This is a genomic window from Kordia sp. (assembly GCF_022447245.1).
Classification (GTDB): domain Bacteria; phylum Bacteroidota; class Bacteroidia; order Flavobacteriales; family Flavobacteriaceae; genus Kordia.
Genome location: NZ_JAKVBC010000032.1, coordinates 17,678 through 41,380 on the forward strand (window position 1 = coordinate 17,678; position 23,703 = coordinate 41,380).

Here is a 23,703-nt window from a genome sequence, read left to right on the forward strand (position 1 = left end):
AACTTTGATTTTATTTAATTTCAATCTCGTCTACAAACAACCAAGAGCGGCCGTCATGTTTGTATCCTAAATGCCATTCTGGAAGTACGCCAAGTTTTTTAGCAACTACATTTACATAGCGTGCTTTTCTAGCACTGAAAGATGCCCCAAATTTTTCAACAACAGGATGATCTGTTGGTCTTGGCTCTTTTACCAATTGTCTTTTTAAAGATGTAAAATTCTTTCCATCTGTAGAAATAAAGAATTGAACTTGTGTTGGTAAGAATATCCACGACTTTTGATCTTTTAAGAAGTTCACGTTGATTTCACTGATATTTTTTTCACTGCCTAAATCAACCATAGCAATTACATCTGTATCAAAATATCCTTGCCATGTTCCTGTACGGAAATCTTCAGTTCCTACAATTCCGTCAATCAAAGCATTTTGTCCTCCTGCATTGTACTGATTTGCATATTCTGTACCTAATTCAATCTTTAAATTAGGATCAATTTTAAAGAATTCCGTAGTGATTTTTGGACTTTCATTTCCTTTGTCATCTGTAGCATACACTGTTAATTTACATGCTTCCGAAATGGTAAAAGGTTTGTCATACATTTTGAATTCAGAATCGTCAATACTATAAAATATTTCTGCTGGAGTGTTAGGCATTGAAAGTGTCACGTCCGTTTGCCCTTTAAATGCAATGTCACCTTTGGCGATAAATGGCGGCGGTACTATTTTATGTTCTATAATTTGAGTAACAGGAATTGCGTCATCTGCTGTTCCCCAATCTGTTGCTGCGTTGGTCATTTCAAACACTAAAGTTCCTCCATTGATGATATCTTGATGATTGATAAAGGTTTTTGGATGATTCTTCCCGTTTAAGCTTACCGATTTGATATACTTATTCTCTTTCGAAATATTATTCGCGACAATGGTAAAGGTTTTTCCATTTTCTAAATTAATCGTTGCCTTGTCAAACAACGGCATTCCAATAATATATTCATTATTTCCCGGTGTTACTGAGTAAAATCCTAAACTACTCAATACATACCACGCACTCATTTGTCCACAATCTTCATTTCCTGACACACCATCAGGTTCGTTTTTGTATAACGTGGTGAGTATTTGATGTACGTATTCCTGCGTCTTTGAAGGTTTGTTGATGAAATTATATAAATATGCCATGTGGTGACTCGGCTCGTTTCCATGTGCATATTGTCCAATCAATCCTGTGATATCTGCTTGATTACGCCCAGAAGTTTCTTGTTTTGCTGTGAATAACTTATCTAACTGCGCTTCTAACTTATCTTTTCCTCCTAACAATTCAATAAAACCAGACACATCTTGCGGTACATGAAAGCTGTATTGCCAAGAGTTGGCTTCAGTATAATTAAAGTTGACTTCATACGGATCAAATGGTGCAAACCATGTGTTTCGGAAACGTCCGCGCATAAACTGCGTTTCTGGATCAAATACATTCTTATAAAACTGCGCACGTTTGGTAAATGTTTCGTAATCTGCTGTTTTATTCATTGCCTTTGCCATTTGCGCAATGGTCCAATCGTCATAGGCATATTCTAAGGTTTTAGAAACCGATTCCGATTCTTTCTCCACAGGAATATATCCTAATTCTTTATAGTAATCTAAACCTAATTTATCACGTGTTGCACTGTGTTTCATAGCTTCAAACGCTTTTTCCACATCATAATCACGAATTCCTTTCATGTAGGCATCTGCAATCACAGGAACCGCATGATATCCAATCATACAACCTGTATAGTTTGCGGACAAATCCCAAATTGGCATGATACCTCCTGATTCGTATTTCTTAATAAATGTTTTGATGAAATCATTCGTACGATCTTGTTCTATAATCGTGTACAATGGATGTGCGGCACGATAGGTATCCCACAATGAGAAAACCGTGTAATGCGTATGATCCTTAGATTCGTGAATTTCCAAATCCATATCACGATACCTTCCATCTACATCTTGGTATAAGTTTGGTGCAATCATCGTATGATACAAAGCCGTATAAAAATTGGTTTTATAATCTACATCATCACTTTCAATCACAATCTTTTCCAATTGTTGTTCCCAAGTATCTTGCGCTAGCTTCTTAACTTCTTCAAAAGACTTTGCGCCTATTTCAGCTTCTAAATTTTTCTTTGCACCAGCCTCATCTACAGCCGAAATTCCAATCTTTACAAAAACAGGTTCGTTATTTGGATTGTCAAGTTCTAAAGCTAACTTATTAGGTGCAATTTCATATTTCCTATTCCAATTCTTTATCGGATGTGAAAACTTCATATGGTAGAATAACTTCTGATTGGTTGCCCATGCTTTGGAATGGCGAAATCCTTGAATTTCTGTTTCTGACTCAAACTGAACTGAACTATCTAACAACTCATCACGGTGAATCAAATCAAAAATGACTACTTGATTTTCTGCCGAAGGAAATGTGTATTTGTGGATTCCGCTACGCTCAGAAACGGTCAATTCTACATCAATATTTGTACTGTCTAAATGTACTTTGTAATATCCAGCTTCTGCTACTTCATTATCATGTGAAAAATGTGCACGATAACCTTCTTTTCCATCTGCTCCATTATTCATAATAGACTTATTTGTTGGCATTAACAAAATATCTCCATAATCGGAAACACCTGTTCCGCTTAAATGTGTATGCGAAAACCCATAAATATATTCATCTGAATAGTGATAGCCAGAACAACCGTCCCAACCATCCAAACGCGTATCTGGACTCAGTTGCATCATCCCAAAAGGCATTGTAGCACCCGGATACGTATGTCCATGCCCACCAGTTCCAATAAAAGGATTTACATAATTGATTAAGTCTTTATCTTTTTGAGCAATTTCTATTTTTGGATCTTTCGCACAACTAAAAAATAGCGAAATAACAATAAAAAAGGTAGTGTATTGAAGTTTCATTAAAATAGATTCGTAGATTTATGGCAACTAATATACTAAAATGAAAAGCAATATTTTTTTCAAATTCATAATTTTCCTTTGTTTAATTAGCTGCTCAAAACCACAGCCAGAACCGCAACCTCCTGTAAGACCTTATATCATACCTATGCCCAGCGATTATGGCTTAGAAAAAGGTAGTTTTTTATTTAATGATCAAGTGTCTTTTCACACAGATACAGAATTGAAAGCTGTGGCAGATTTTGCCAATGATTATTTTAAAGAAAAACTCGGATACAAACTTATCACGCATAGTCGCCCAAATGTCAATGTGTTGAAATTTGAATTTGATAAAAATATCAAGCATGATGAAGGCTATGAATTAGTGGTTGACAGTACCAAAATCAACATTAAAGCAAAAACTGCACAAGGTGCTTTTTACGGATTTCAAACCTTGCGTCAATTTTTTCCACCAAGTGTAGAAAATAGTACATTCCCTAACAAAGAAATTCTGCTACAAAATGCTTTTGTAAAAGATGCGCCACGATTTTCATACAGAGGCATGCATTTAGATGTTTCGCGTCATTTTTATTCGGTTGATTTTATTAAAAAATATATTGATCTGATTTCTCAGTTAAAAATGAACACCTTTCACTGGCACTTAACCGATGATCAAGGTTGGCGCATTGAAATAAAAAAATATCCTAAACTACAAGAGGTAGCAGCATTTAGAGACGAAACACTTATTGGACATTACAACGATTCACCTCAACAATTTGATGGCAAAAGATATGGTGGATTTTATACACAAGACCAAGTAAAAGATGTGGTTGCCTATGCCGCAGAACGATTTGTTACCGTCATTCCTGAAATTGAAATGCCCGGGCATTCACAAGCAGCTATTGCCGCATATCCTGAATTGGGCTGCACTACAGAAAAAATAAAAGTTGCTACAAAATGGGGCATTTTTGAAGATATTTATTGTCCTTCGGAACAAACCTTTGCGTTTTTAGAAGATGTTTTGGACGAGGTAATGCCTTTGTTTCCTGGAAAATATATTCATATTGGCGGTGATGAAGCTCCAAAAACACGTTGGAAAGATTGTGAATATTGCCAAGAGCTTATTAAGAAAGAAAACTTAAAAGATGAACATGGATTGCAGAGTTATTTTATTGCTCGCATGGAAAAATACATCAATAGCAAAGGCAAACAGATTATTGGCTGGGACGAAATTTTAGAAGGTGGATTGGCGCCAAATGCAACAGTAATGTCTTGGCGTGGCTTAAATGGAGCAATTGAAGCAGCAAAATCGGGTCATAATGTAATCATGACGCCAACATCGCATTGTTATTTTGATTACTATCAATCTGATAATGCAGATGAACCTTTGGCAATTGGCGGTTATTTACCATTGAAAAAAGTATACAATTTTAAACCGATTCCAAAAGAATTAAGACCAGAAGAAGCTAAACTTGTTTTAGGCGCACAAGGAAATGTATGGACCGAGTACATTCCAACTGCCAAAAAGGTAGAATATATGGCATTTCCTCGTACCATTGCCATGGCAGAAGTCAATTGGTCAAACCCGTACCGAAGAGATTATCAGGATTTTGCTTATCGTTTGTCACATTACCACAAACGTTTGGATGCGATGAATGTTAACTATGCAAATCATTTGTATGAAATAGAAGGAGTAATTGCGAAACGTAACAACCAAATGGTATTTGATTTACAAACCATTATTAAAAACAAAACCATTCGCTATACCACGGACAATTCGTCTCCAACCATCACCTCTACAGCATACAAAAAATACATTCCTATTGAAAAGTCTACGGTGTTAAAAGCGGCTGTTTTTGATGAAAAAGAAAAGCTAGGACGCGATTTTACATTGACTTTCAACAAACACAAAGCTGTCGGTGCAAATATTACACTCAATCCACAACCATACAAAGCGTATGCAGGAAGCGGGAAAGAAGGATTAATCAATGGAATCTCTGGAAGTAATACTTGTTATGGCGATAAAGAATGGTTAGGCTTTTGGGGCAAAGATGTTACGGTTACGATCGAATTTGACAAACCTACAACTATCAATTCCATTTCAACACGGTTTTACAATGCGAATGGACAGTGGATTTATGCGCCAAAAGAAATTGGTGTAAGTTATGTTAATGAAGAAGATGGCAGAACGCCACATCAAATCAACCAAATTAAAACTACAGATTCCAAACTTATTTCGCATACCATACAAATTGAAGAAATCACTACAAAACACATTGAAATTTTCATCCCTAATTACGGAACTATTCCTGATGGTAGACAAGGTGCAGGAAATCAGGCTTGGACGTTTTTGGACGAAATTATCATAAAGTAGGCTTCGACTCCGCTCAGCCTATCCGTTTGGTTTTGGCTTTGGCCTAATTCGTTTGATATTTGATATAAAAAATAAACTTAAAATACTTAAAAAGAATGACCTTATAATATTTTAACGAACTGGCAAAACAAACACTCTTGATAAGCTCTTTATTGAATGGTTTTTCTATTGCGGTTGTTGCAAACCTGTTGGTTTCCAATAAAAATGAGCAACTTACCAATATCATTTTAAAAGCAGCCACTTTAGCTGCAGGCTGTTTCTTGGTATCCGTATTTGCTATGGTTAATATTGTCATGACCACAACACCTGGCGGTTATTTACAAGAAGTTTCTGTAAATGATTTTCAAATCTCAAGAACTGTAGGATTGCTGACATTTATGATAGGGCTTTTTGCTTTAACGACTATGATTGCATTATCTGGTTGGACGAAATCAAAAAAAGTGGGACGTTTTACAACCATTGTTGGCATATTGACACTTATCCTAATTTTTGTCACGATGATACGATTCAATTTTTAATCCTAGGGAAAAACAGATGAACCATTAATACATAAAAACAAGCATGGGATTTTTTGATATTTTTAAAAAGAAACCGAAATTCAATGACGACCTATTTGGCGAGTTAACATACGTCACTTATAAAGATGCTTCCTTAAACTGTTATGAGGGAACAATTCATTTTCAGGGAAGTACTATTGGAATTGGCATAGATGCAGACGAAAATGGTCCTGCGAAAGCGCAAAAAGAATTCTTTAAAAAATTAGATGCAGAATACCATCATATAAAAGAAACCATTATCATTCCTTTCTTAAAAAAAGAACTTGAGGATGCACTTGAACATACTGGACTTGATGATTTTGACAATCAATTTGACTTTGATGGAATTTCAATAGAACGTATCAAAGACGAAAATATAAAGTGGTCCATTACCTATGACTCAAAACCTATGCGGCATTATGTTACCATTGATTTTGAAAATATGGAGCCTACACTCGTGGGAATTGATGGATAAAGTATTCCTAAGCGAATCTGTAACCATCTGATATAATATTTACGCAATATGAAACGATTTTTAATCATCCTAATAATACTTCTCGCCCTCAATGTCCATGGGCAAGTTACAGAATCATGGAATTTAGATATTGATCAATATACACACAATTCTTCTACGTATGTAACAAAACATCCACCTATTGAAGTTGCTTTATTTTCAAATAACGACATGATCATCCTATTTCAAAAAGGAACATTCACCAAAATAAATAGCAAAGGAGCCATCATTTGGAAAAAAGAAATAGAAGCTTGCGCACAACAAAGAATATTGATAGATAAAAACAATACTATTACAGTAAGTTGTGGCACTACAATAAGTAAGTACAATACAGATGGAACAATCATTTGGGAAAAGGATTATTCAGACCGTTTTACCGAACAAGAGATCACTTTTGATGCCATTACTACTTACAAAGGTAACCTCTATATTGCTGGACATTTTATACATGAAAATGTAATATTTCAATTGGCACTTGATCAAGATGGTAACATATTGTGGAAAACTAGCTTCGAGCAAGAAATAGCGGATACCCATTCATTAATTCCTCCGAAAGAAATCATAATCTATAAGGATCAAATTATTACACAAGCAGAACATTATTCTGCCTCAAGATCAGTATTATATTCTTCTGATTTAGACGGTAAAATCAGTGTAGAAAAACCGTTAGATTATAAAATCAAAAAACTAAAACCATATAATGGATCGCTAATCGCAGTAGGTCAGTCAGGTACTTTTTTTAATGACGATATAATTGTAAATACCGTTGACATCAATTTAACGCTATCCAATTTTTCTACATATTCACTTCCACGTAATGCATTAATTTCTACAACATCTTCTCCAGATGAACTGAAACCTATACAAAGAACCCGCACCAATTATACGGTAAATGATTTTGAATTTTTAGATGTTAACACTATAATCGTTGTGGGGGATTCAAATGTAAAACCTTGGATCATAAACTTAGGAATTAATAACAAAATAATTCGGAATTGGGATCCTATAGACACTCGATATATTAAGTTTAACAATGAAAATACGCACCACTCTTATCAGTTCACAGCTATTCATAAAATAGGCGACAAATTCCTCGTCTCAGGAATCCACAAGGAAGAAGATGATAAGGAAGACTTATTTACTACATATCTAAATCTCTTTATACGAGCATTGGAAATTAAAAAATGAAAAAACACGTACACATCCTATTTTTTGTCATCTGTCTGATACCGCTTAGCGGACTTGCACAAACTTCCATAATGTCTTTCAACATACGATACGACAATCCGAATGATAAAGAAAATTGGTGGGAACATCGAAAGTCTGCACTTACTACTATGCTTTTATATTATGAACCAGATATTCTTGGTGTGCAAGAAGCACTACATACACAAGTACAATACCTAGACAGTTCTTTAGTAGATTATAAGTATATCGGTGTGGGTAGAGATGACGGAAAACAAAAAGGTGAATACACAGCCATCTATTATAATACGAAAAAGTACAAATTGCTCCACTCAAAAACCTACTGGCTCTCTGAAACTCCAAATACCATTTCTGTAGGTTGGGACGCTTCTATGGAACGTATTGTCACTGTAGGAGAATTTCAAGATAAAAGCAACGGAACGCGTTTGTATGTATTCAATGCGCACTTTGATCATATAGGAAAGCTCGCTCGGAAGAAATCGGCAGCATTGCTGCTAAAACTAATTGAAGAAATGGGCATACAAAACCAAAAAATCATTCTAATGGGCGATCTGAATTGTCTACCTAAAGATGCTCCGATACAAACACTTGAAACAGCGCTAGCAGACACGTATAAGATCAGCAAAGCGAAACCCTACGGTCCAGTAGGAACATTTAATGGCTTTGATCTACAAAGCAAACTCACCAAACGAATTGACTATATTTTTGTCAAAAATGTAGAAGTAATGCAATACCTCACTATTGACGATAGAAGAAACAATAAATTATACCTATCAGATCATTTTCCAGTGTTTGTCCGAATACAATAAAAGGATGCTAAAATATTTTATCAAAAGCTGATTGTATGAGTATAATCTTTATTTTACATTTACTCAAAAGAACATAACAGAAAACAAATAACTAATACACAAATAGAATTATTTTTAGGAATTGTGAATATTATAAAGGATTAATAACGACACTAATTGATTTTAAATTTTCATTCTTTTGAAAGCTAAGAATAAACTTAAAAAAGAAGACGAATGGTTTCGGAAATACGTAACATTTTTTAAAATTGAAAGAATCACAGTTTTGATATTCAGGATTAGCGAGTCAATAAAACGTAAAAAATTAAAACCTTGTTTTTCATTTCAGTACAAACTCTAAAGCGAATCCTTATTTACAACTAATTGTCATACACAAAACTTTGCACTACCTGTCCTGAGGATTTTTAACTCTTTAGGTTTTTAAATTTAAATTAATTTGATGATACTATCAAATTGCCGATTTGCTCCTAGATTGAATACAAAGTGTTCGTGAAATCCTACAGGAATTTTAAAAATATTTTTTAAAGGAATTTCAAGCAAATATGCCCATACACATCTAATAACTCCCGCATGAGAGATGATCAAAATTTTTTCATAAGTTTTATTTCTCAAAGCATTCATAAAGCTTGAAATTCTTGCATACATTTCTTCTAGGGATTCTCCTTCAATTGGTGCAATACTTACAAAGTTCTCCATCCAAAGATGCAAAGCCTTTTGATCAATTTCATGCCACAATTTACCTTCCCAAGCTCCGAAATTTAATTCTAAGAGTCTTTCGTCTGTTACAATAGTATCGAATGCTAGTGCTGACGCCAATTGTGTACATCTTTTTTTTGGACTAGAATAGACGATATCATAATCATCGTTTAGCACTTTTTTGATGGCTTTTACATCTTTTTCAAAACTATCTGCTAATGGTACATCTAACTGACCATAACATTGGTTTTTATTAACTTCGACAGGAGTATGTCTGATTACATGAACTTCCATATAGCTATATAACTAAGAATACAAATACATTCTGCTAACTGTTCTACCGCGCCTAAACAATCGCCAGTATATCCATCAATCCATTTTTCAAAATAGTATTTTGATCGGATAAAAAGTACAAAAAGAGGAATAATGACTAGGGCAAACTCCCAATGAAACCAGCTGAGTACTGCAAGTGGTAGAAGACCAAATATATATGCTCCAAAAATTTCTTGAGCTCCATGAGTTTTGGCTATTGGTTTTATTTTACTTGTTGCATCATCTCTTGAATATTGAGAAGTAAAAATAATATTTACGGCTGTCAAACGTGCTAAGGAATGGTACGAAATGAATAGCAAAGCAATCATATGCGTTTGTGCGAATTTGTCAACTGCCAAAATCAATACTCCATATTTAAGTAAAAAAAGTAAAACCAGTGAAATGGCACCAAAAGCTCCAATACGACTATCTTTCATGATATCCAGAATCTTTTGTTTTGTCCATCCACCACCAAAACCATCTACCACATCAGCCAAACCATCTTCATGAAAGGCACCTGTGACAAGTACCCCAATAATTAATGATATAACCACAGAAATAGAGGTATTAAAAACATAGGAGCTTCCCAAGAAAGCTAAAAAGGATAATCCTCCTACTATCCAACCAATTAAGGGAAAGTATCGGGTTGCTTTGTTAATATAATCTGGATGATGGTCAGTGCTACTTGGACAAGGAATTCTTGTGTAAAACATCAGAGCGGTAAAAAATATTCTTATTTCCTTTTTCATAACCTTATGGCTTATCACTAACTCCTGCGCTTTCAAAACTTGCCATATCATTTAAGAAATTTAGTGCGCTTTCGATCATTGGATATGCTAATGCGCATCCTGTTCCTTCACCTAAACGCAAACCCAATTTTAGTATGGGTTCAACTTCCAAATAACTTAATAGTAATTCATGTCCCTTTTCATCACTTTGGTGACAAAAAATTGCATTTTTCATGATGGACGGATTCATTTTAAAAGCGGCTAAAAATACAGCAGTAGCGATAAATCCATCTACTAAAATAACCATGTTTTGAGAATAAGCTTCTAGCATTGCTCCGCACATTTGCACCATTTCAAAACCTCCAAATGTAGCCATGATTTCTTCCACATCTGTCAAAACTCCATGAAATTCCTTAGCTTGTGTTAGGATTTTTATTTTTTGTTGTAATTGTTTATTGTTTAAGCCAGTTCCTTTCCCAACACATTCCTGTATAGGTAAATCACATAGGTAACTCATGAGCATTGAAGAGGAAGAAGTATTTCCTATCCCCATTTCTCCAAACCCTATGATGTTTGTATTTTGTGTCGCTATGTTTTTTACCAATGTTTTCCCCTTATCGATGCATTTGTAATTGATCACTGTTCATTGCCTTATTTGAAAGAAAACTTTTTGTACCATAGCTAACTTTGTTGTCTATAAGTAGGTCATCAGTGTCAAAATCAAAGTTTACACCTGCATCAACTATGCGTAAATCAAAATTATGTTGTTTACTGAATACATTGATAGCAGCTCCATCGTTTAGAAAATTTAGCACCATTTGATAAGTTACTTCTTGTGGGTAGGCACTCACACCATCCTTTGCAATTCCATGATCACCTGCAAAAACTATCAAGACAGGATTCCTCAAAGTAGGGGAAAGACTTTCCTGAATTGTCCCTATTTGTAATGCTAATTTTTCGAGTATTCCTAAAGCTCCAAGCGGCTTCGTTTTTGAATCTATTTTTTGTTGAAGTTTATTTTTCATGGTTTTTAATAACAATATTCAAATATACATATTGCAATATTCAAAATATACTTAGTTTTAAAAATAATCGTAAATTAAAAACTGTATTTTTGAAATAGAAATTGGGTGATCTCTTTAACTGCTTTTGTAGCATCTGTAAAAACTCTGAGAGGAATCTAAAGTTATTTTACACTAGCATTTCATAGTCCTATTAGGTCAAGGTGAATTTTTCAATAAGTAATTAATTATTGAATCCCATAGTGTTTTCGTCCTTCGGCAAAGTTGTTTTAGGATATAAATTTGGATCTAGAAAAACCAAAGAATTTACAGACTCCAACTATTTTGATTTTATATTTTTGGATTTAGACGGCAATATTACTGAGGAAGCACCAGTTGCAGGAGGCTCATGCGGATTTACAATTGATAAGAAAACGCTTGAAATTAAAAACCTGACTTTTAGCGATCTTGGAATGATAGCACTAAATGAAAGAGAAATAAATAATGGATACAATAAGCTTACTGATATTAAAGAAAAGTCAAAATCATTAATGTGGTTAAAGTCAACATATAAACTCTCATCTCCAGAATTACTTAAAATAAAAGTCATCGACACTACTGAATTTGAAAAAGAAACGGTTCTGGAACAAATAGATCAACTCATAAAAACAACAACCAATACTATATAATTACATACATTGATGTTTAAAATCCTTTTATCACTCTGCTTTATCTTTGGATTCTTCTTTTTTAGAGAAGTTGAACCAATTATTTCTGGGAAGATGAAAGCGTTTATCAAAAAAAAGCATCCTGAACTCGTTGAAAAAACAGCTATCTTTTTTAAAATATCCCAAGTGGCTTCTAAAGTAATGTCAATACTATGCCTGGTCTCCATTATTTTAATTTGGACAGGTGTTATAATTATTCCTTTTAAATAAATAATTATTACAAAGCCTACTCCTCCTCTACGCTACGTTTCGATGCCTTTCTTCTCATCTTCACTACTTGATTATATTGTCGCGCCAACTCATAGATTTTATGATATATGGCAGCATACGCTTCATTCGTATTCAATGTCTGATAAGCGCGAATAGCAGCTAAAAATGAACGATAGCTCGTTTTTGCATCCGTACGTAAACTATAAAAGCTAACCATAGGATTTGCAGCGGTATCACTCACTCTCGCTATATAATGTTCATTAAACTCCCTATTTACTTCTTGTAATCGATTGATCCATTCGGTAAGTTTCAACAATGTCACTGCTTCCTGTAAATTACTTTCGGTATTCCAATCAGCAAGCATGCTATCAATAATCGCAGTTTGCGCTTGGTAATTAGCGCGCGTCACTCGCTTTCCGTAACTCTGCATATGGAACAACAAACGCTTGGCAGCTTCCTGTTTTACAGCATCAAAATGATAGGTATTTCCTTGTAACACGTATTTGATCCCTAAAAAAAGCTGATCGCGTTGTGCATCCAATGTTTCCAAAACCTTAGTATAGCTATGTTGCGTATTTTGTTAAAAAGCAGTTTCAAATGCTTCCGTATGTATAGTCAGCGCATCACGCAGTGCTGCAAGTCCTAAGGAAGTCACATCAAAGGCGTTTACCAATTCCACTACATCTTTCATATACTGCAAAAACTCGCTATTGCGATAGTCATTCAATATAGGTTCTTTATAGGTATTCATTTAATAGATTCTTTTATAATATTTACAACATAACTCACTACAAAACAAACATTTGACAATTCATGTGTAATCGAAATTCTTTTTTATAAAAAGCTCATGGATTACAGATTCCTCAAAAAAAATAGCATCCCAGAACTTAGGGAAGTCTCTCCCCATTGTGCAAGTAGCATCCCCGAACTTGGGGAAGCTTCTCCCGTTGTGCAAATAGCATCCCTGAACTTAGGGAAGCCTCTCCCTGTTGTGCAAGTTGTATCCCCTAACTCGGGGAAGCTTCTCCCTGTTGTGCGAGTAACTCCCCCAATTACATAAATCCTACTTGTTCTTCTGTTTGTTTTTATGAAGTACTAAAAAATCAATGAAACATCCAAAGAATCTTTTATGAGCGTCGTAAATATTTTATAAGCGTCATTTTTTGAACCAAAAACAAACATTTTATACACACTAAAAAGTCCTACAATCAAAAAATCATATCAATAATTGCAGGATAAGTCGCAATAGAAAAGATTAATAAATAATATATTTGGTACATTGCTTCAACAGGCTCAGTATAAATAATGCTCAGCAATCATAAAAGAAGTTGAATATGAGCTAGACTAATTAACGAATAAACAAACCAACAAATAACTATTTCAAAGTATGCTCCTAGAAATCTGCGCAAGTTCCTATCCTTCTGCCATCAATGCTGAAACAGCAGGTGCGCATCGTATTGAATTGTGTTCAGAATTGGCGGTTGGCGGAATTACACCTTCATACGGATTACTTAAAAAAGTATGTGCAAATCTCAACATTCCCGTTTGTGTACTTATTCGTCCGAGAAGTGGCGATTTTACATATACAGCTGCTGAATTTGAGATTATGAAAGAAAACATTCAACTGTGTAAAGAATTGGGTTGTGCAGGCATCGTTTCTGGCGTATTACACAAAGATTTTACAATTGATATCGAACGTACACAGGAATTAGTTGAACTATCAAAACCGATGACATTTACCTTTCACCGCGGTTTTGATTGGACACCAAATCCTAAAGAAGCTATCAAGAAATTAGCTGCTATAGCTATAGATCGCGTGTTGACTTCTGGACAAGCTGCTGCCGCCAAAAAAGGCATTCCACTTTTAAAAGAATTACAAGAAATTGCAGGAAATGATCTTATCGTTATGCCCGGCGGTGGCATCAATCCTGAAAATGCTTCACTATTTAAAGAAAGTGGTTTTCAAGAAATTCATTGTTCAGCAACAAGTTTACAGGAATCCATCGATGAACCAAAAATCAGTATGAACAGTCACAAATTTTTAAGTGATATTCATATAGCAACTTCAGATACCAAAAAAATAAAACAAATACTAGCGAGTATTCAATCATGAAAAATATTCAAAAAATAAGTCTATTCATAATCATCTTTTGTACTGCATGTACAGAACAGAAATTAGAAAGCATAGGCGATACTTCTATTACAGTATTCAATAAAGAGAATTTACATTTTAACATGGCTTTCAAAGAAAATGTAGCGGAAGACGAAAACGGACTCTTGCGATTGGATGCTGGTCGTGTGCTTGTCAAAAAAATAAAACTTCCAGACTATCAACTACAGCCAGAAGTCACACTACATGTAACACTTACTTCAAATGGTGATCCTTGGGACAAATCGGGTTCCATGTTTGTAATTCCAAAAACTTCCAACCTAAGTTTAGTGGATTTTGAGACAGGGAAGTTTGATCTTAAAACACTAAAACAAAAATTTCCTGCAATTTCTACGTATAAAAAAGACAGTCTTTTACACGAACCAAATCTGGAGCTGTTACGTTTTATGACACCATTTGGTGTAGGACATTTTACCAATGATGAGCGTGTTAAAAGTCGCAAACCAGTGTACATTCCGAAATGGGAAAACGAAGTCAATTGGTCGCAAAACATTACACATTTATTGCCTTTATTAGAAGATGAAGTATATGTCGGCGTATTTATTGATACATGGACAAAAGAAGGTTATAACATTACCGCTACATTGGATTTTAAAGAAAGTGAAATTCCAAATCATGCTAAAAAACAACAAACCATTATACCCTTAGTGAATACTTCTAAATATGCTTCTGATCAAAAATTATATGATGAATTTTCTCGTTCGGACTTAACTGTTACATTTGAAATGCCGGCGAGTTATAAAAATGCCAAACTGTACTATATCACCACAGGACACGGCGGACATGCTGGTGGAGATGAGTTTGTAAAAAAAGAAAACAACATCTCGTTAGACGGAGAAACGATCAAAGCATTTATTCCTTGGCGTGACGATTGTGCGAGTTTTAGACGTTTCAATCCGACTTCGGGAACTTGGAAAGCTAATGAATTTTATGATGATGTAGATGATTGTGAAAAAATCGCCTCTTCCGATTTATCACGCTCCAATTGGTGTCCAGGAAGTGACATTCAACCTGAAATCATTCCGTTAGATAATATTTCACAAGGAAAACACACATTAAAAATATCAATTCCAGAAGCACAAGAAGCCAAACAAGGCGAAGACAACTATTGGATGGTTTCTGCTTACATCGTATATGACAATGAATAAAATTTTCACACTTTTACTCGTACTCCTAATGATTAGTTGTGCCAAAGACGATCGACCAACTGTAGCAAATATTCACCAAAACTGGGAATTTAAAGAAACTACAGATACCAATTGGAATACGGCAAGTGTTCCCGGAAATGTATATTCTGACTTGCTTTCACATAACAAAATTCCAGATCCTTTTTTGGGTTCCAATGAGTTGAATGTCCAATGGGTTCCTACCAAAGATTGGGAATATCAAACTACTTTCAATCTAGACGAAGAAACATTAAAGAAATCAAATATTGAGTTGACCTTTGAAGGTCTGGATACCTATGCTAGTATTTACCTCAACGATTCGTTAATCGGGAAAACCAACAACGCTTTCCGTACGTGGAAATTTGATATTAAAGACCTGGCTAAAGCTGAAAACTCATTACGCATTGGTTTTCAAAAAACTAGCGTTCACGAAGAAAAAGAAACAGCCAAACTAGAGTATTTATTAAATCCAGGTATTCGTGTATTTACTAGAAAAGCGCAATTTCAATATGGTTGGGATTGGGGACCAATTGTGAATACGTCTGGAATTTGGAAGCCGATCAAAATTACCTCCTGGAACAACATGAAGTTGGACGATGTCTTTTTTAAGCAAGAAGAACTCACCGATTCCATAGCTTCTTTGAATGTAGAATATACAATCTCTGCTGACGAAGATGTAAAAGATGCTACTTTTGAAATAAAAAACGGAGAAGCAATTCATACTGTCAAATTCCCTGTATACAAAGGAACACATACTTATACGACACGATTTCAGATTAAAAACCCAAACCGTTGGTGGACGTATAATTTAGGAACACCGCATTTATATGAATTAGATGTAAAGCTGAAGCAAGGGAACGATTTAAAAGCACAGAAAACCGTAAAAGTTGGATTGCGTACTATTGAATTAGTTAGAGAAACTGACGAAAAAGGAGAAACTTTCTACTTTAAACTCAATGGCATTCCAGTGTTTATGAAAGGAGCCAATTACATTCCGCAACACAGCATGCAAGACAAAGTAACGGATGCACATTATGAAAAACTATTAAATGATGTCAAAGACGCCAATATGAACATGTTGCGTGTTTGGGGCGGCGGAATTTATGAAAACGATATCTTTTACAAACTCTGTGATGAAAAAGGAATTTTAGTATGGCAAGATTTTATGTTTGCTTGCGCGATGTATCCTGGAGACAAAGCCTTTTTAGACAATGTACAACAAGAAGCGATTGACCAAGTAAGTCGTTTGCGCAACTATGCCTCTATTGCACTTTGGTGCGGAAACAATGAAAACAATGAAGCGTGGCATCGTTGGGGCTGGCAAGCGGACAAAACCGAAGCGCAACGAAAAGCAATTTGGGATAGTTATTTAGCGGTTTTTGATCGTATTTTACCAGAAACAGTTGCCAAATACCATCCTTCCATTTCTTATTGGGAAAGTTCGCCGAGTTACGGACGTGGCGATGAAAGATTTCAGTTTGAAGGCGATGCACACGATTGGGGCGTTTGGCATGATGCCTTGCCTTTTGAACGCTTTGAGCAAAAAGTACCACGTTTTATGAGCGAATTCGGTTTTCAATCCTTTCCATCGTATGAAGCCATTCGTGCGTTTACAGGAGAAGACAGTATCAGTATCAATCACGATAGTTATATCACGCATCAAAAGCATCCGAGAGGTTTCAAGCTTATTCGTGAATATATGGAACGCGATTATCCCGTACCAACTGCTGGAGATGATTATGTATACATGAGTCAACTTACACAGGCCAAAGGAATCACCATGGGCATGGAAGCTGAACGTCGTGCGATGCCATATTGCATGGGAAGTTTGTATTGGCAATTAAACGATTGTTGGCCTGTAGTTTCATGGTCGAGTATCGATTTTATGGGGAATTGGAAAGCTTTACACTACAAAGCAAAGAAATCCTTTGAAGACGTGTTAATTTCTTCTATTGTAGAAAATGATACCATCAATACCTATATTGTTTCTGATAAGTTGCAAGACATAGAAGGTGATTTTACTTTAGAGTTTTTGGACTTCAATGGAACAATCATTCATAGTACAAAACAAAAATTAACGGTTGTAGCAAATACAAGTCAGATAGTAGCTAAAACACCTATGACTGATATCAAAGGGAATGCGAGTGAATATGTGATGAGAGCAGTCTTTATTTCGACTCCGCTCAATACAAATGCTCAGACTGGTGATACTTTGACTTCAAATTCTCTTTTCTATGTAGCACGGCCTAAAGAGTTGAACTTACCGAAAGAAGACATCTCCACAAAAGTTACCAAAACAGAAGATGGATTTACGATTGAGGTTTCTGCTAAGACCTTACAAAAGGATGTATTTTTATATACAAAAGCCAAAGGTCATTTTTCAGACAACTTCATTGATGTTTTACCGAATCAAACCATTACGATTACATTTACCACCGAAGCAGAAAGCATTGATGATTTAGCGTTTAAAACCTTGAATGGGATTCAACGAAAAGTAGCAAAATCTGCAAACTACTAAAGACAATAAATATTCATCAAAAAGCACATTCATTGAATGGCTTTTTCTTTAGGTGTGACTTTTTACTTTTATGGTAGTAAATTCAAATTAAATTTACCTTCCTTTGAAATTTAAATTCACAATGAAAACTGTATTTTAGCTTTACAATCATACTACATGAAAGATAACGATTACGCATATACCATAAAAGATACTGAAATAATAGGAAACTATGTAAAACGCACTGCCAATCAAAATATGTTACGAATTGCTAGTGTAATGACTATTTTATTACTACTCCTTTTTTGGTTTACGTATAGTTATCATGCGCATACAGTAATCATGCCGCCAATGGCAATGATGCTTGTCGGAGTTACAGTATTTGTATATATCTTTTCTTTTATTCAAATTAGAAACATTGCAAGTAAAACTTTTTTCAATATTACAGAAACCATTGTTGAAAAAGTTGTTGTCAAAGAAGAATTGAATTGGACAAATCAATTCGCACAAAATAGACTTGAAAAAAAGTATGGCGAAAAAGCAAATCGAAGCTTTCTAACCCATGAAATAGAAACGACCAAAATAACACCGAATGACATCATTGTAAAAAGTTATGATTACAATTTATTTAATGCTAATGGGAAAATTGTAATTCCTAAAGAAATAAATGATTTCCATAAGGTAAAAGCGTTTATCTTAGCGCATCCAGAAAAATTCAAAATAAATTCCTAAGGTGCATTTATGAAAAAATCCATTTACATTGCTATATTCTCTTTTGTCTCTATGGTATGTATTTCCTGTACTTCAGAGTCGAAACCAGAAGATTTTGCTTCAAAAAAAGCGTTTGGTTTACTGCAAAAAATGAACACGATGTCGCAAGAAGAGTTTAACAGCCATTTTATTTCATTGAACGAATTGCGTGAGATTGTAAAAGACACTGCGGTAAATGAAACTTTTAGAAATGCTATTACCCGTGTTTCAAAGGAAATTCACAACAACAGACTACAACAATCGTATACCATGATAAAAGAATCAGGAAAGCGATTTGAAATTGATTGGAAAGACATCTCCTTTAAAGAATATCCGTATGTCATGCGAGATGAGGAAAACGCACTCACATTTCAAGATGGTTTCTTAGCCTTTGATTACAAAGAAAAAAAGTTAGTCGCTAAAATTGTTTCTATTCAATATAAAGACAAAAAATACTTATTTAATTTTTCTAATATAGAACCTGTACGCAAGCAATAATCGTAGAAATCATTCTGATTGTAGTTATAGGCTTGGTTAATTTTTCTATCTTTAGAAAATAACTTACGCATATCCCGATGAAAAAAATACAACTTATTGTCACCGTTTTGGTTGCCGCTGCCTTATTCATTTCTTGTAAAAACTCTAAAGGTGTTTCTAAACCTGATGATATTGGGAAATACGCCTTTGCGATGTTGAAAGATTTTGACAACATTACTAAAGACAATTATATCAATTCAATTTTCACGATTGACGAAATTAAAGCATTTGGAAAACGAAATGCTGAAACCTTAGAATCAAAGGCACTTAAAGAAATTGAGAGACTTGAAAAAGGAAATTATAATCGACGCATGGGGAACGACTACAATCGTTTGAAAGAAAGAGCTATAAAGGAGGGAATTTCTTGGAATGCGATTGCATATGACGATTATGAGTTTGAGGAAAGAGATGAAGATGGAATTAAAGCCTATCGTGGAAAGTTAACATTCAAACACAAGGATAAAACCTATAATGTTTCTACCATTTCAGTGTTGATTGAAGAAACATATACCTTAGTTCGAATTTTCAGACTTAATAAAGAAGCAAAATAAAATTATAATACAGAAACTTTTTCCATGAAAAAATTACAATTCATTTTTAGTATCATCCTTGCTACTGCTCTTTTAATCTCTTGCCAAAACCCAAAACATTTTTCAAAAGCAGAAGACCTTGGAAAGTATACATTTGACTTTTTAAAAAAGCTGGAAAATGTCTCCAAAGAACAATTTCTAAATAATTTATTAACGCTTAAAGAATTTAAAGAATTTGCTAATAAGAAAGACGATTCGATGCAAGATATTGTAAAAGAAAGCATTGAACGATTGGACAAAAAGACTTACGAAGCAGGGTTGCTTAGACAATACACATTACTAAAAGAAAAAGGCAAGCAATACAATATTGTATGGAATGATATTAGTTATGTTGACTTTACCTATGAACAACGAACAGATGATGTTATGACCGGAATCCGTGGGAATTTAATATTTAAACATAAGGATACTGAATACAAAGTACTCACTTCTGCATTACAAGATGGTGATATTTATGTTCCAGTAATCATTAACAGATTATCTAAAAACTAAAAACTACAGACTCATGAAAAAGATATCTTTTCTTTTCATTGCATTTTTGACGATCTCTTTTTCAGGATTTAGTCAAAATTCAGAACCAATTAAAAATGCTGATGGAGTTGGTAAATACACCTTGAACCTCCTAAAGAACTTTGAAAATACTTCCGAAGAAGAATTTGTAAATAGTTTGATGACTACTGAAGACATCATAAAGTTTGCTGAAAAAGTTGCTGATACCGCTGTTGGTAATAACTTGAAAAAAGAAATTACCAAAATGGGCGCTACTAAATATTATAGCAGAGTAGCAGAAGTATATCACGACCTTAAAGAAAAAGGTAAAGAATATGGTATTGTATGGAAAGATATTGCCTATGTAGACTTTACCTATGAGCTTCGTGATAAAAAAGGTATCAAAGGTATAGAAGGTGCGTTAGTTTTTTCATGCAAAGGAACTAAGTATAAAGTAAAAACAGATGCCTTGTATGATGGTGACGCTTACCTGCCCATCATTGTTAGAAAATTATATAAGAAAGACGATGACTAAATTTTCAACCATTTTGGAGTCGCTTGTGGTACAAAGTTGCGCATGCGCTCCAATAATTTTGTGACATCAGTTTCTATGATGAGCATGTCAAAATTCTTTTCTTTAAGTAGTTGTTTTTGCATCATGGTTTTCATCAAGGCAATCAATTCGTCATAATAACCATTACTGTTTAGTATTGCCACAGGATGTGCTATTTGTGCCAATTGTAGCGCTGTAATTACTTCAAAAAATTCTTCCATGGTTCCAAATCCGCCTGGAAGTGCAATAAATCCTTCCGAAAGTTCAATCATTTTCATCTTACGTTCTACCATGGTTTCAGTAGTATGTAACTCTGTAAGATTGGTATGTGCGATTTCTTTTCGTTTCAAAAACTCAGGAATAACACCAATTACTTCTCCTCCATTTTCTAAAGCCGCATGAGCAACAGTTCCCATAATTCCAATTTTTGCACCGCCGTAAATGACTGCAATATTTTCTTGTGCTAATTTTTTTCCTAATTCCGTAGCGTCTTCTACGATTTTGGGATCGTTTCCTAAGCTACTTCCACAATAAATGGCTATACTTTTCATTTGTTAGACTTGTTATACATGTTATACTTGTTATAAACTATAAAATATGAAACGTCATTGCGAAAGTTTTGAAAAAACTTGTGGCAATCTGTTTGTATTGAAACAAATTACTTCGTCATACTTCCTCGTAATGATGTTTTCATTTACTTCAAATTTTAAATATCTGCCTTCAGCATTCGATCGACTCCAAAAATATCTTTTCGCAGTTCAATATTTTGAAATTGCTTTCCATCTAATAAATCAATCATTTCTTTTCCTAAATATTGATTGATCTCAAAATACAAACTACCATTAATTTTTAAATACTTCATGGCAAGGTTGGCAATTTTATCATAAAAAACCAACGGATTATTATCTTCAACAAACAAAGCTGAATCTGGCTCATACTCCAATACATTTTTTCGCATTTCAGCTTTCTCCAAATTCCGCACATAAGGTGGGTTTGATACAATAATATGAAACGGTTCGTCGTTATTTTTAAATATATGCAAATCATTCAACGACAACACATCTGCCTGCACAAATTGTACCTCAACATCGTTATCCTTTGCATTCTTTTGCGCTACTTCCAAAGCATTTTCTGAAATATCAATAGCAAAAACTTTAGCATATGGAAGTTTCTTTTTTAAAGCAATCGCAATACAACCACTTCCTGTACCAATATCTAAAATACTGAGGTTTTTATTAGTCGCATATTTTGCTTTCTCTAAAATAAATGTGATCAATTCTTCCGTTTCTGGTCGTGGAATCAATGTGTGTTCGTTCACTGTAAATTCCAAACCATAAAAATGTGCCTTTCCTAAAATATGCTGAATTGGCTTTTCAAGTCTTAATTCGCTTAACGCTGAAAAAATAGAAGTTTCTTGTTCTTTAGTAATTACGATATCAGGATCTAAGGCTAAGGTGAATCGCTCTATCCCAAAATAATCTTCTGTCAACATAAAAAAGAAACTATCTACTTCATTTTTTCCGTAAATCTCATCTAATTCTTTGTGAAATATGTCTTGTATATCTTTTAATCGCAATTGGTTTGGAGTTTTAAACTGTTTATTCTTTTTTTTCTATCGAAGGTTTAACCATTAACTTACAAACAGCTAAATTCTTTTTTTATGTTAAATATTAAATTATAAATTCTGAATTCACTACGAAAAAATTCTTATACCAAAAACCTAACATTTAATATTCTACATCACAATTCTTTCAACATCCAAACATCGCAGGAATAATGTCCTGTAGCACCTAATGGTGTGTCTAAATGTTCAAATCCGTATAATTCGTAAATATGAATGGCAGCTTTAAAGTTTGGTGAAGATTCTAAATAACATTTTTTGTATCCAAATTCTTTTGCCGCTTCCATGCATTTTTCAAATAGCTTTTTTCCATAGCCTTTTCCTCTTATTTTAGCGAAAAAATACATTTTTTGAAACTCACATACATTATCTGCATTGTCGCGCAATTCCTTAATTCCCGCACCGCCAAGTACTTCTCCATTTTCTTCAATCACATAATAAACTTCACGTTCACCTTGGTAGGCTTCAAACATCGCATCGGTTTCTGGATCTTCATACGCCGTTCCAACTTTGGGCATTCCAAATTCTGGAATCACAGATCGGATACACGCTGCCATAGCTGGATTATCTTCTGGTTGTATTTTTCTAATGATCATATTTTTTTGATTGAATGATTCAAAGGTTAAAAAATAAAATAACTCTTAACTCTTAACTACAATATCATATTTGGTAAGCAAACCATGAATTTCCTTTCGGGAAAATTTTGCCTTTTTCAATTGATTTTCTGTCGGATCAATCGTGTAATTACGTGCCGTTGTAAAATCTGCTTTCTCTACATTAGTTTGCTCAAAAATTGCAGCTTTCAAATTACAATCATCAAATACAGCACTTTCCAAATTCGTTTCAGTAAAATCTACTTTTTGCAAATTGCATCCTTTAAATACGGTCTGTTTGATTGTCAATCCTGCAAAAGACACCAATTCTAAATTGCAAGTATCAAAACGTGCCGAAAACATAAAATCGTTACACATACTAAAATCGACACCAAGCAATTTGCAATTCACAAAACCTACTTCATTAAATGAGGAACTTTTTACTTTTGCATTTGTCAAGTCACAAGTATCAAACGTACACTCTAAAAACGTCATTACTGCCATGTCTACATTTTCAAATTTACAATTGATAAACGTACAATTGTCGTATTCTCCATTCGGGAAAACTTGTTGTGTATAATCAATTTGAGTAAAAGTTTGATCTTGATAGAATTCTTGGTTCATTTTGTATGCGCTTCAAATAGAAATTGCGTAGTTTTGCGATGCTGTGAAGATACTGATTTTGGGTGAATTTTGAAGTCAAAAAACAGATCTT

General features: G+C 34.3%; 23 protein-coding genes and 1 pseudogene. 14 read left to right on the forward strand and 10 right to left on the reverse strand.

Annotation, left to right across the window (positions count from 1 at the left end):
• Positions 1 to 10: 10 nt before the first annotated feature.
• Entirely contained in the window at positions 11 to 2,935 is a 2,925-nt protein-coding gene (locus MK119_RS18485) for a GH92 family glycosyl hydrolase (protein ID WP_290681894.1), read from the reverse strand.
• A gap of 40 nt (positions 2,936 to 2,975) precedes the next feature.
• Between MK119_RS18485 and MK119_RS18490 the strand changes: the two genes are divergently transcribed.
• The 5 genes from MK119_RS18490 (at position 2,976) to MK119_RS18510 (ending at position 8,350) form a co-directional block, all read left to right on the forward strand.
• The gene (locus MK119_RS18490; RefSeq protein ID WP_290681897.1) at positions 2,976 to 5,285 is read left to right on the forward strand and encodes a family 20 glycosylhydrolase; all 2,310 of its coding nucleotides are present in this window, start codon (positions 2,976 to 2,978) and stop codon (positions 5,283 to 5,285) included.
• 137 nt (positions 5,286 to 5,422) lie between these two features.
• Entirely contained in the window at positions 5,423 to 5,803 is a 381-nt protein-coding gene (locus MK119_RS18495) for a hypothetical protein (RefSeq protein WP_290681900.1), read from the forward strand.
• A gap of 43 nt (positions 5,804 to 5,846) precedes the next feature.
• A complete protein-coding gene (locus tag MK119_RS18500; protein ID WP_290681903.1) occupies positions 5,847 to 6,296 on the forward strand; it encodes a hypothetical protein in 450 nt (149 codons plus the stop codon).
• A 48-nt stretch (positions 6,297 to 6,344) separates the two neighbouring features.
• Positions 6,345 to 7,523 carry a PQQ-binding-like beta-propeller repeat protein gene (locus MK119_RS18505; RefSeq protein WP_290681906.1) on the forward strand — a complete coding sequence of 393 codons (1,179 nt, stop codon included), beginning with the start codon at positions 6,345 to 6,347 and terminating at the stop codon, positions 7,521 to 7,523.
• Positions 7,524 to 7,594: 71 nt separating this feature from the next.
• Positions 7,595 to 8,350 carry an endonuclease/exonuclease/phosphatase family protein gene (locus tag MK119_RS18510; RefSeq protein ID WP_290681909.1) on the forward strand — a complete coding sequence of 252 codons (756 nt, stop codon included), beginning with the start codon at positions 7,595 to 7,597 and terminating at the stop codon, positions 8,348 to 8,350.
• A gap of 423 nt (positions 8,351 to 8,773) precedes the next feature.
• Here the strand turns inward: MK119_RS18510 and cobC are convergent, their stop codons facing one another.
• From cobC to cobT, 3 genes and pseudogenes are all read right to left on the reverse strand, one after another.
• Positions 8,774 to 9,337: an alpha-ribazole phosphatase gene (gene cobC / locus MK119_RS18515; RefSeq protein WP_290681912.1), complete on the reverse strand. Its 564-nt coding sequence runs from the start codon at positions 9,335 to 9,337 to the stop codon at positions 8,774 to 8,776.
• Entirely contained in the window at positions 9,322 to 10,104 is a 783-nt protein-coding gene (locus MK119_RS18520) for an adenosylcobinamide-GDP ribazoletransferase (RefSeq protein ID WP_290681914.1), read from the reverse strand. Before MK119_RS18520 ends, cobC begins: the two co-directional genes overlap by 16 nt.
• A gap of 4 nt (positions 10,105 to 10,108) precedes the next feature.
• Positions 10,109 to 11,108, reverse strand: a pseudogene (cobT, locus tag MK119_RS18525) (nicotinate-nucleotide--dimethylbenzimidazole phosphoribosyltransferase).
• A gap of 227 nt (positions 11,109 to 11,335) precedes the next feature.
• Between cobT and MK119_RS18530 the strand changes: the two are divergent.
• Positions 11,336 to 11,773: a hypothetical protein gene (locus MK119_RS18530; RefSeq protein WP_290681917.1), complete on the forward strand. Its 438-nt coding sequence runs from the start codon at positions 11,336 to 11,338 to the stop codon at positions 11,771 to 11,773.
• Positions 11,774 to 12,038: 265 nt separating this feature from the next.
• On the opposite strand, the gene MK119_RS18535 is transcribed toward MK119_RS18530, so the two are convergent.
• Positions 12,039 to 12,572, reverse strand: a complete 534-nt coding sequence (locus MK119_RS18535; RefSeq protein ID WP_290681920.1) for a DUF6261 family protein — start codon at positions 12,570 to 12,572, stop codon at positions 12,039 to 12,041.
• 30 nt (positions 12,573 to 12,602) lie between these two features.
• On the reverse strand, positions 12,603 to 12,773 hold the full coding sequence (locus tag MK119_RS18540) for a hypothetical protein (protein ID WP_290681923.1): 171 nt from the start codon (positions 12,771 to 12,773) through the stop codon (positions 12,603 to 12,605).
• Positions 12,774 to 13,409: 636 nt separating this feature from the next.
• Here MK119_RS18540 and MK119_RS18545 point away from each other — a divergent pair.
• The 8 genes from MK119_RS18545 to MK119_RS18580 all read left to right on the forward strand — a co-directional run bounded on the left by MK119_RS18545 (position 13,410) and on the right by MK119_RS18580 (position 20,756).
• The gene (locus tag MK119_RS18545) at positions 13,410 to 14,135 is read left to right on the forward strand and encodes a copper homeostasis protein CutC (RefSeq protein ID WP_290681926.1); all 726 of its coding nucleotides are present in this window, start codon (positions 13,410 to 13,412) and stop codon (positions 14,133 to 14,135) included.
• Entirely contained in the window at positions 14,132 to 15,340 is a 1,209-nt protein-coding gene (locus tag MK119_RS18550) for a PNGase F N-terminal domain-containing protein (protein ID WP_290681929.1), read from the forward strand. The genes MK119_RS18545 and MK119_RS18550 overlap by 4 nt, the downstream gene beginning before the upstream one ends.
• Positions 15,333 to 17,876 carry a glycoside hydrolase family 2 protein gene (locus MK119_RS18555; RefSeq protein WP_290681932.1) on the forward strand — a complete coding sequence of 848 codons (2,544 nt, stop codon included), beginning with the start codon at positions 15,333 to 15,335 and terminating at the stop codon, positions 17,874 to 17,876. The genes MK119_RS18550 and MK119_RS18555 overlap by 8 nt, the downstream gene beginning before the upstream one ends.
• Before the next feature lie 156 nt (positions 17,877 to 18,032).
• The gene (locus MK119_RS18560; protein ID WP_290681935.1) at positions 18,033 to 18,587 is read left to right on the forward strand and encodes a hypothetical protein; all 555 of its coding nucleotides are present in this window, start codon (positions 18,033 to 18,035) and stop codon (positions 18,585 to 18,587) included.
• Positions 18,588 to 18,596: 9 nt separating this feature from the next.
• Positions 18,597 to 19,103, forward strand: coding sequence for a hypothetical protein (locus MK119_RS18565; RefSeq protein WP_290681938.1), 507 nt, complete (start codon positions 18,597 to 18,599; stop codon positions 19,101 to 19,103).
• A gap of 77 nt (positions 19,104 to 19,180) precedes the next feature.
• Positions 19,181 to 19,693, forward strand: a complete 513-nt coding sequence (locus MK119_RS18570) for a hypothetical protein (RefSeq protein ID WP_290681941.1) — start codon at positions 19,181 to 19,183, stop codon at positions 19,691 to 19,693.
• A gap of 24 nt (positions 19,694 to 19,717) precedes the next feature.
• Complete coding sequence (locus MK119_RS18575; protein WP_290681944.1) at positions 19,718 to 20,224, forward strand: hypothetical protein; 507 nt, start codon at positions 19,718 to 19,720, stop codon at positions 20,222 to 20,224.
• A gap of 13 nt (positions 20,225 to 20,237) precedes the next feature.
• The gene (locus MK119_RS18580) at positions 20,238 to 20,756 is read left to right on the forward strand and encodes a hypothetical protein (RefSeq protein ID WP_290681947.1); all 519 of its coding nucleotides are present in this window, start codon (positions 20,238 to 20,240) and stop codon (positions 20,754 to 20,756) included.
• Here the strand turns inward: MK119_RS18580 and MK119_RS18585 are convergent.
• The 4 genes from MK119_RS18585 to MK119_RS18600 all read right to left on the reverse strand — a co-directional run bounded on the left by MK119_RS18585 (position 20,753) and on the right by MK119_RS18600 (position 23,612).
• Entirely contained in the window at positions 20,753 to 21,325 is a 573-nt protein-coding gene (locus MK119_RS18585; RefSeq protein WP_290681950.1) for a TIGR00730 family Rossman fold protein, read from the reverse strand. The genes MK119_RS18580 and MK119_RS18585 overlap by 4 nt on opposite strands.
• 155 nt (positions 21,326 to 21,480) lie before the next feature.
• Positions 21,481 to 22,350, reverse strand: a complete 870-nt coding sequence (gene prmC / locus MK119_RS18590; protein WP_290681953.1) for a peptide chain release factor N(5)-glutamine methyltransferase — start codon at positions 22,348 to 22,350, stop codon at positions 21,481 to 21,483.
• A 164-nt stretch (positions 22,351 to 22,514) separates the two neighbouring features.
• Positions 22,515 to 22,991, reverse strand: coding sequence for a GNAT family N-acetyltransferase (locus MK119_RS18595; RefSeq protein WP_290681956.1), 477 nt, complete (start codon positions 22,989 to 22,991; stop codon positions 22,515 to 22,517).
• 45 nt (positions 22,992 to 23,036) lie between these two features.
• Complete coding sequence (locus MK119_RS18600; RefSeq protein WP_290681959.1) at positions 23,037 to 23,612, reverse strand: pentapeptide repeat-containing protein; 576 nt, start codon at positions 23,610 to 23,612, stop codon at positions 23,037 to 23,039.
• Between the last annotated feature and the right edge of the window lie 91 nt (positions 23,613 to 23,703).

Coding starts and splice junctions, on each gene's coding strand:
- MK119_RS18485 (WP_290681894.1), bottom strand. CDS start 2,935: ATGAAACTTCAATACACTACCTTTTTTATTGTTATTTCGCTATTTTTT.
- MK119_RS18490 (WP_290681897.1), top strand. CDS start 2,976: ATGAAAAGCAATATTTTTTTCAAATTCATAATTTTCCTTTGTTTAATT.
- MK119_RS18500 (WP_290681903.1), top strand. CDS start 5,847: ATGGGATTTTTTGATATTTTTAAAAAGAAACCGAAATTCAATGACGAC.
- MK119_RS18505 (WP_290681906.1), top strand. CDS start 6,345: ATGAAACGATTTTTAATCATCCTAATAATACTTCTCGCCCTCAATGTC.
- MK119_RS18510 (WP_290681909.1), top strand. CDS start 7,595: ATGTCTTTCAACATACGATACGACAATCCGAATGATAAAGAAAATTGG.
- cobC (WP_290681912.1), bottom strand. CDS start 9,337: ATGGAAGTTCATGTAATCAGACATACTCCTGTCGAAGTTAATAAAAAC.
- MK119_RS18520 (WP_290681914.1), bottom strand. CDS start 10,104: ATGAAAAAGGAAATAAGAATATTTTTTACCGCTCTGATGTTTTACACA.
- MK119_RS18540 (WP_290681923.1), bottom strand. CDS start 12,773: ATGAATACCTATAAAGAACCTATATTGAATGACTATCGCAATAGCGAG.
- MK119_RS18545 (WP_290681926.1), top strand. CDS start 13,410: ATGCTCCTAGAAATCTGCGCAAGTTCCTATCCTTCTGCCATCAATGCT.
- MK119_RS18550 (WP_290681929.1), top strand. CDS start 14,132: ATGAAAAATATTCAAAAAATAAGTCTATTCATAATCATCTTTTGTACT.
- MK119_RS18555 (WP_290681932.1), top strand. CDS start 15,333: ATGAATAAAATTTTCACACTTTTACTCGTACTCCTAATGATTAGTTGT.
- MK119_RS18560 (WP_290681935.1), top strand. CDS start 18,033: ATGAAAGATAACGATTACGCATATACCATAAAAGATACTGAAATAATA.
- MK119_RS18565 (WP_290681938.1), top strand. CDS start 18,597: ATGAAAAAATCCATTTACATTGCTATATTCTCTTTTGTCTCTATGGTA.
- MK119_RS18570 (WP_290681941.1), top strand. CDS start 19,181: ATGAAAAAAATACAACTTATTGTCACCGTTTTGGTTGCCGCTGCCTTA.
- MK119_RS18575 (WP_290681944.1), top strand. CDS start 19,718: ATGAAAAAATTACAATTCATTTTTAGTATCATCCTTGCTACTGCTCTT.
- MK119_RS18580 (WP_290681947.1), top strand. CDS start 20,238: ATGAAAAAGATATCTTTTCTTTTCATTGCATTTTTGACGATCTCTTTT.
- MK119_RS18585 (WP_290681950.1), bottom strand. CDS start 21,325: ATGAAAAGTATAGCCATTTATTGTGGAAGTAGCTTAGGAAACGATCCC.
- MK119_RS18595 (WP_290681956.1), bottom strand. CDS start 22,991: ATGATCATTAGAAAAATACAACCAGAAGATAATCCAGCTATGGCAGCG.
- MK119_RS18600 (WP_290681959.1), bottom strand. CDS start 23,612: ATGAACCAAGAATTCTATCAAGATCAAACTTTTACTCAAATTGATTAT.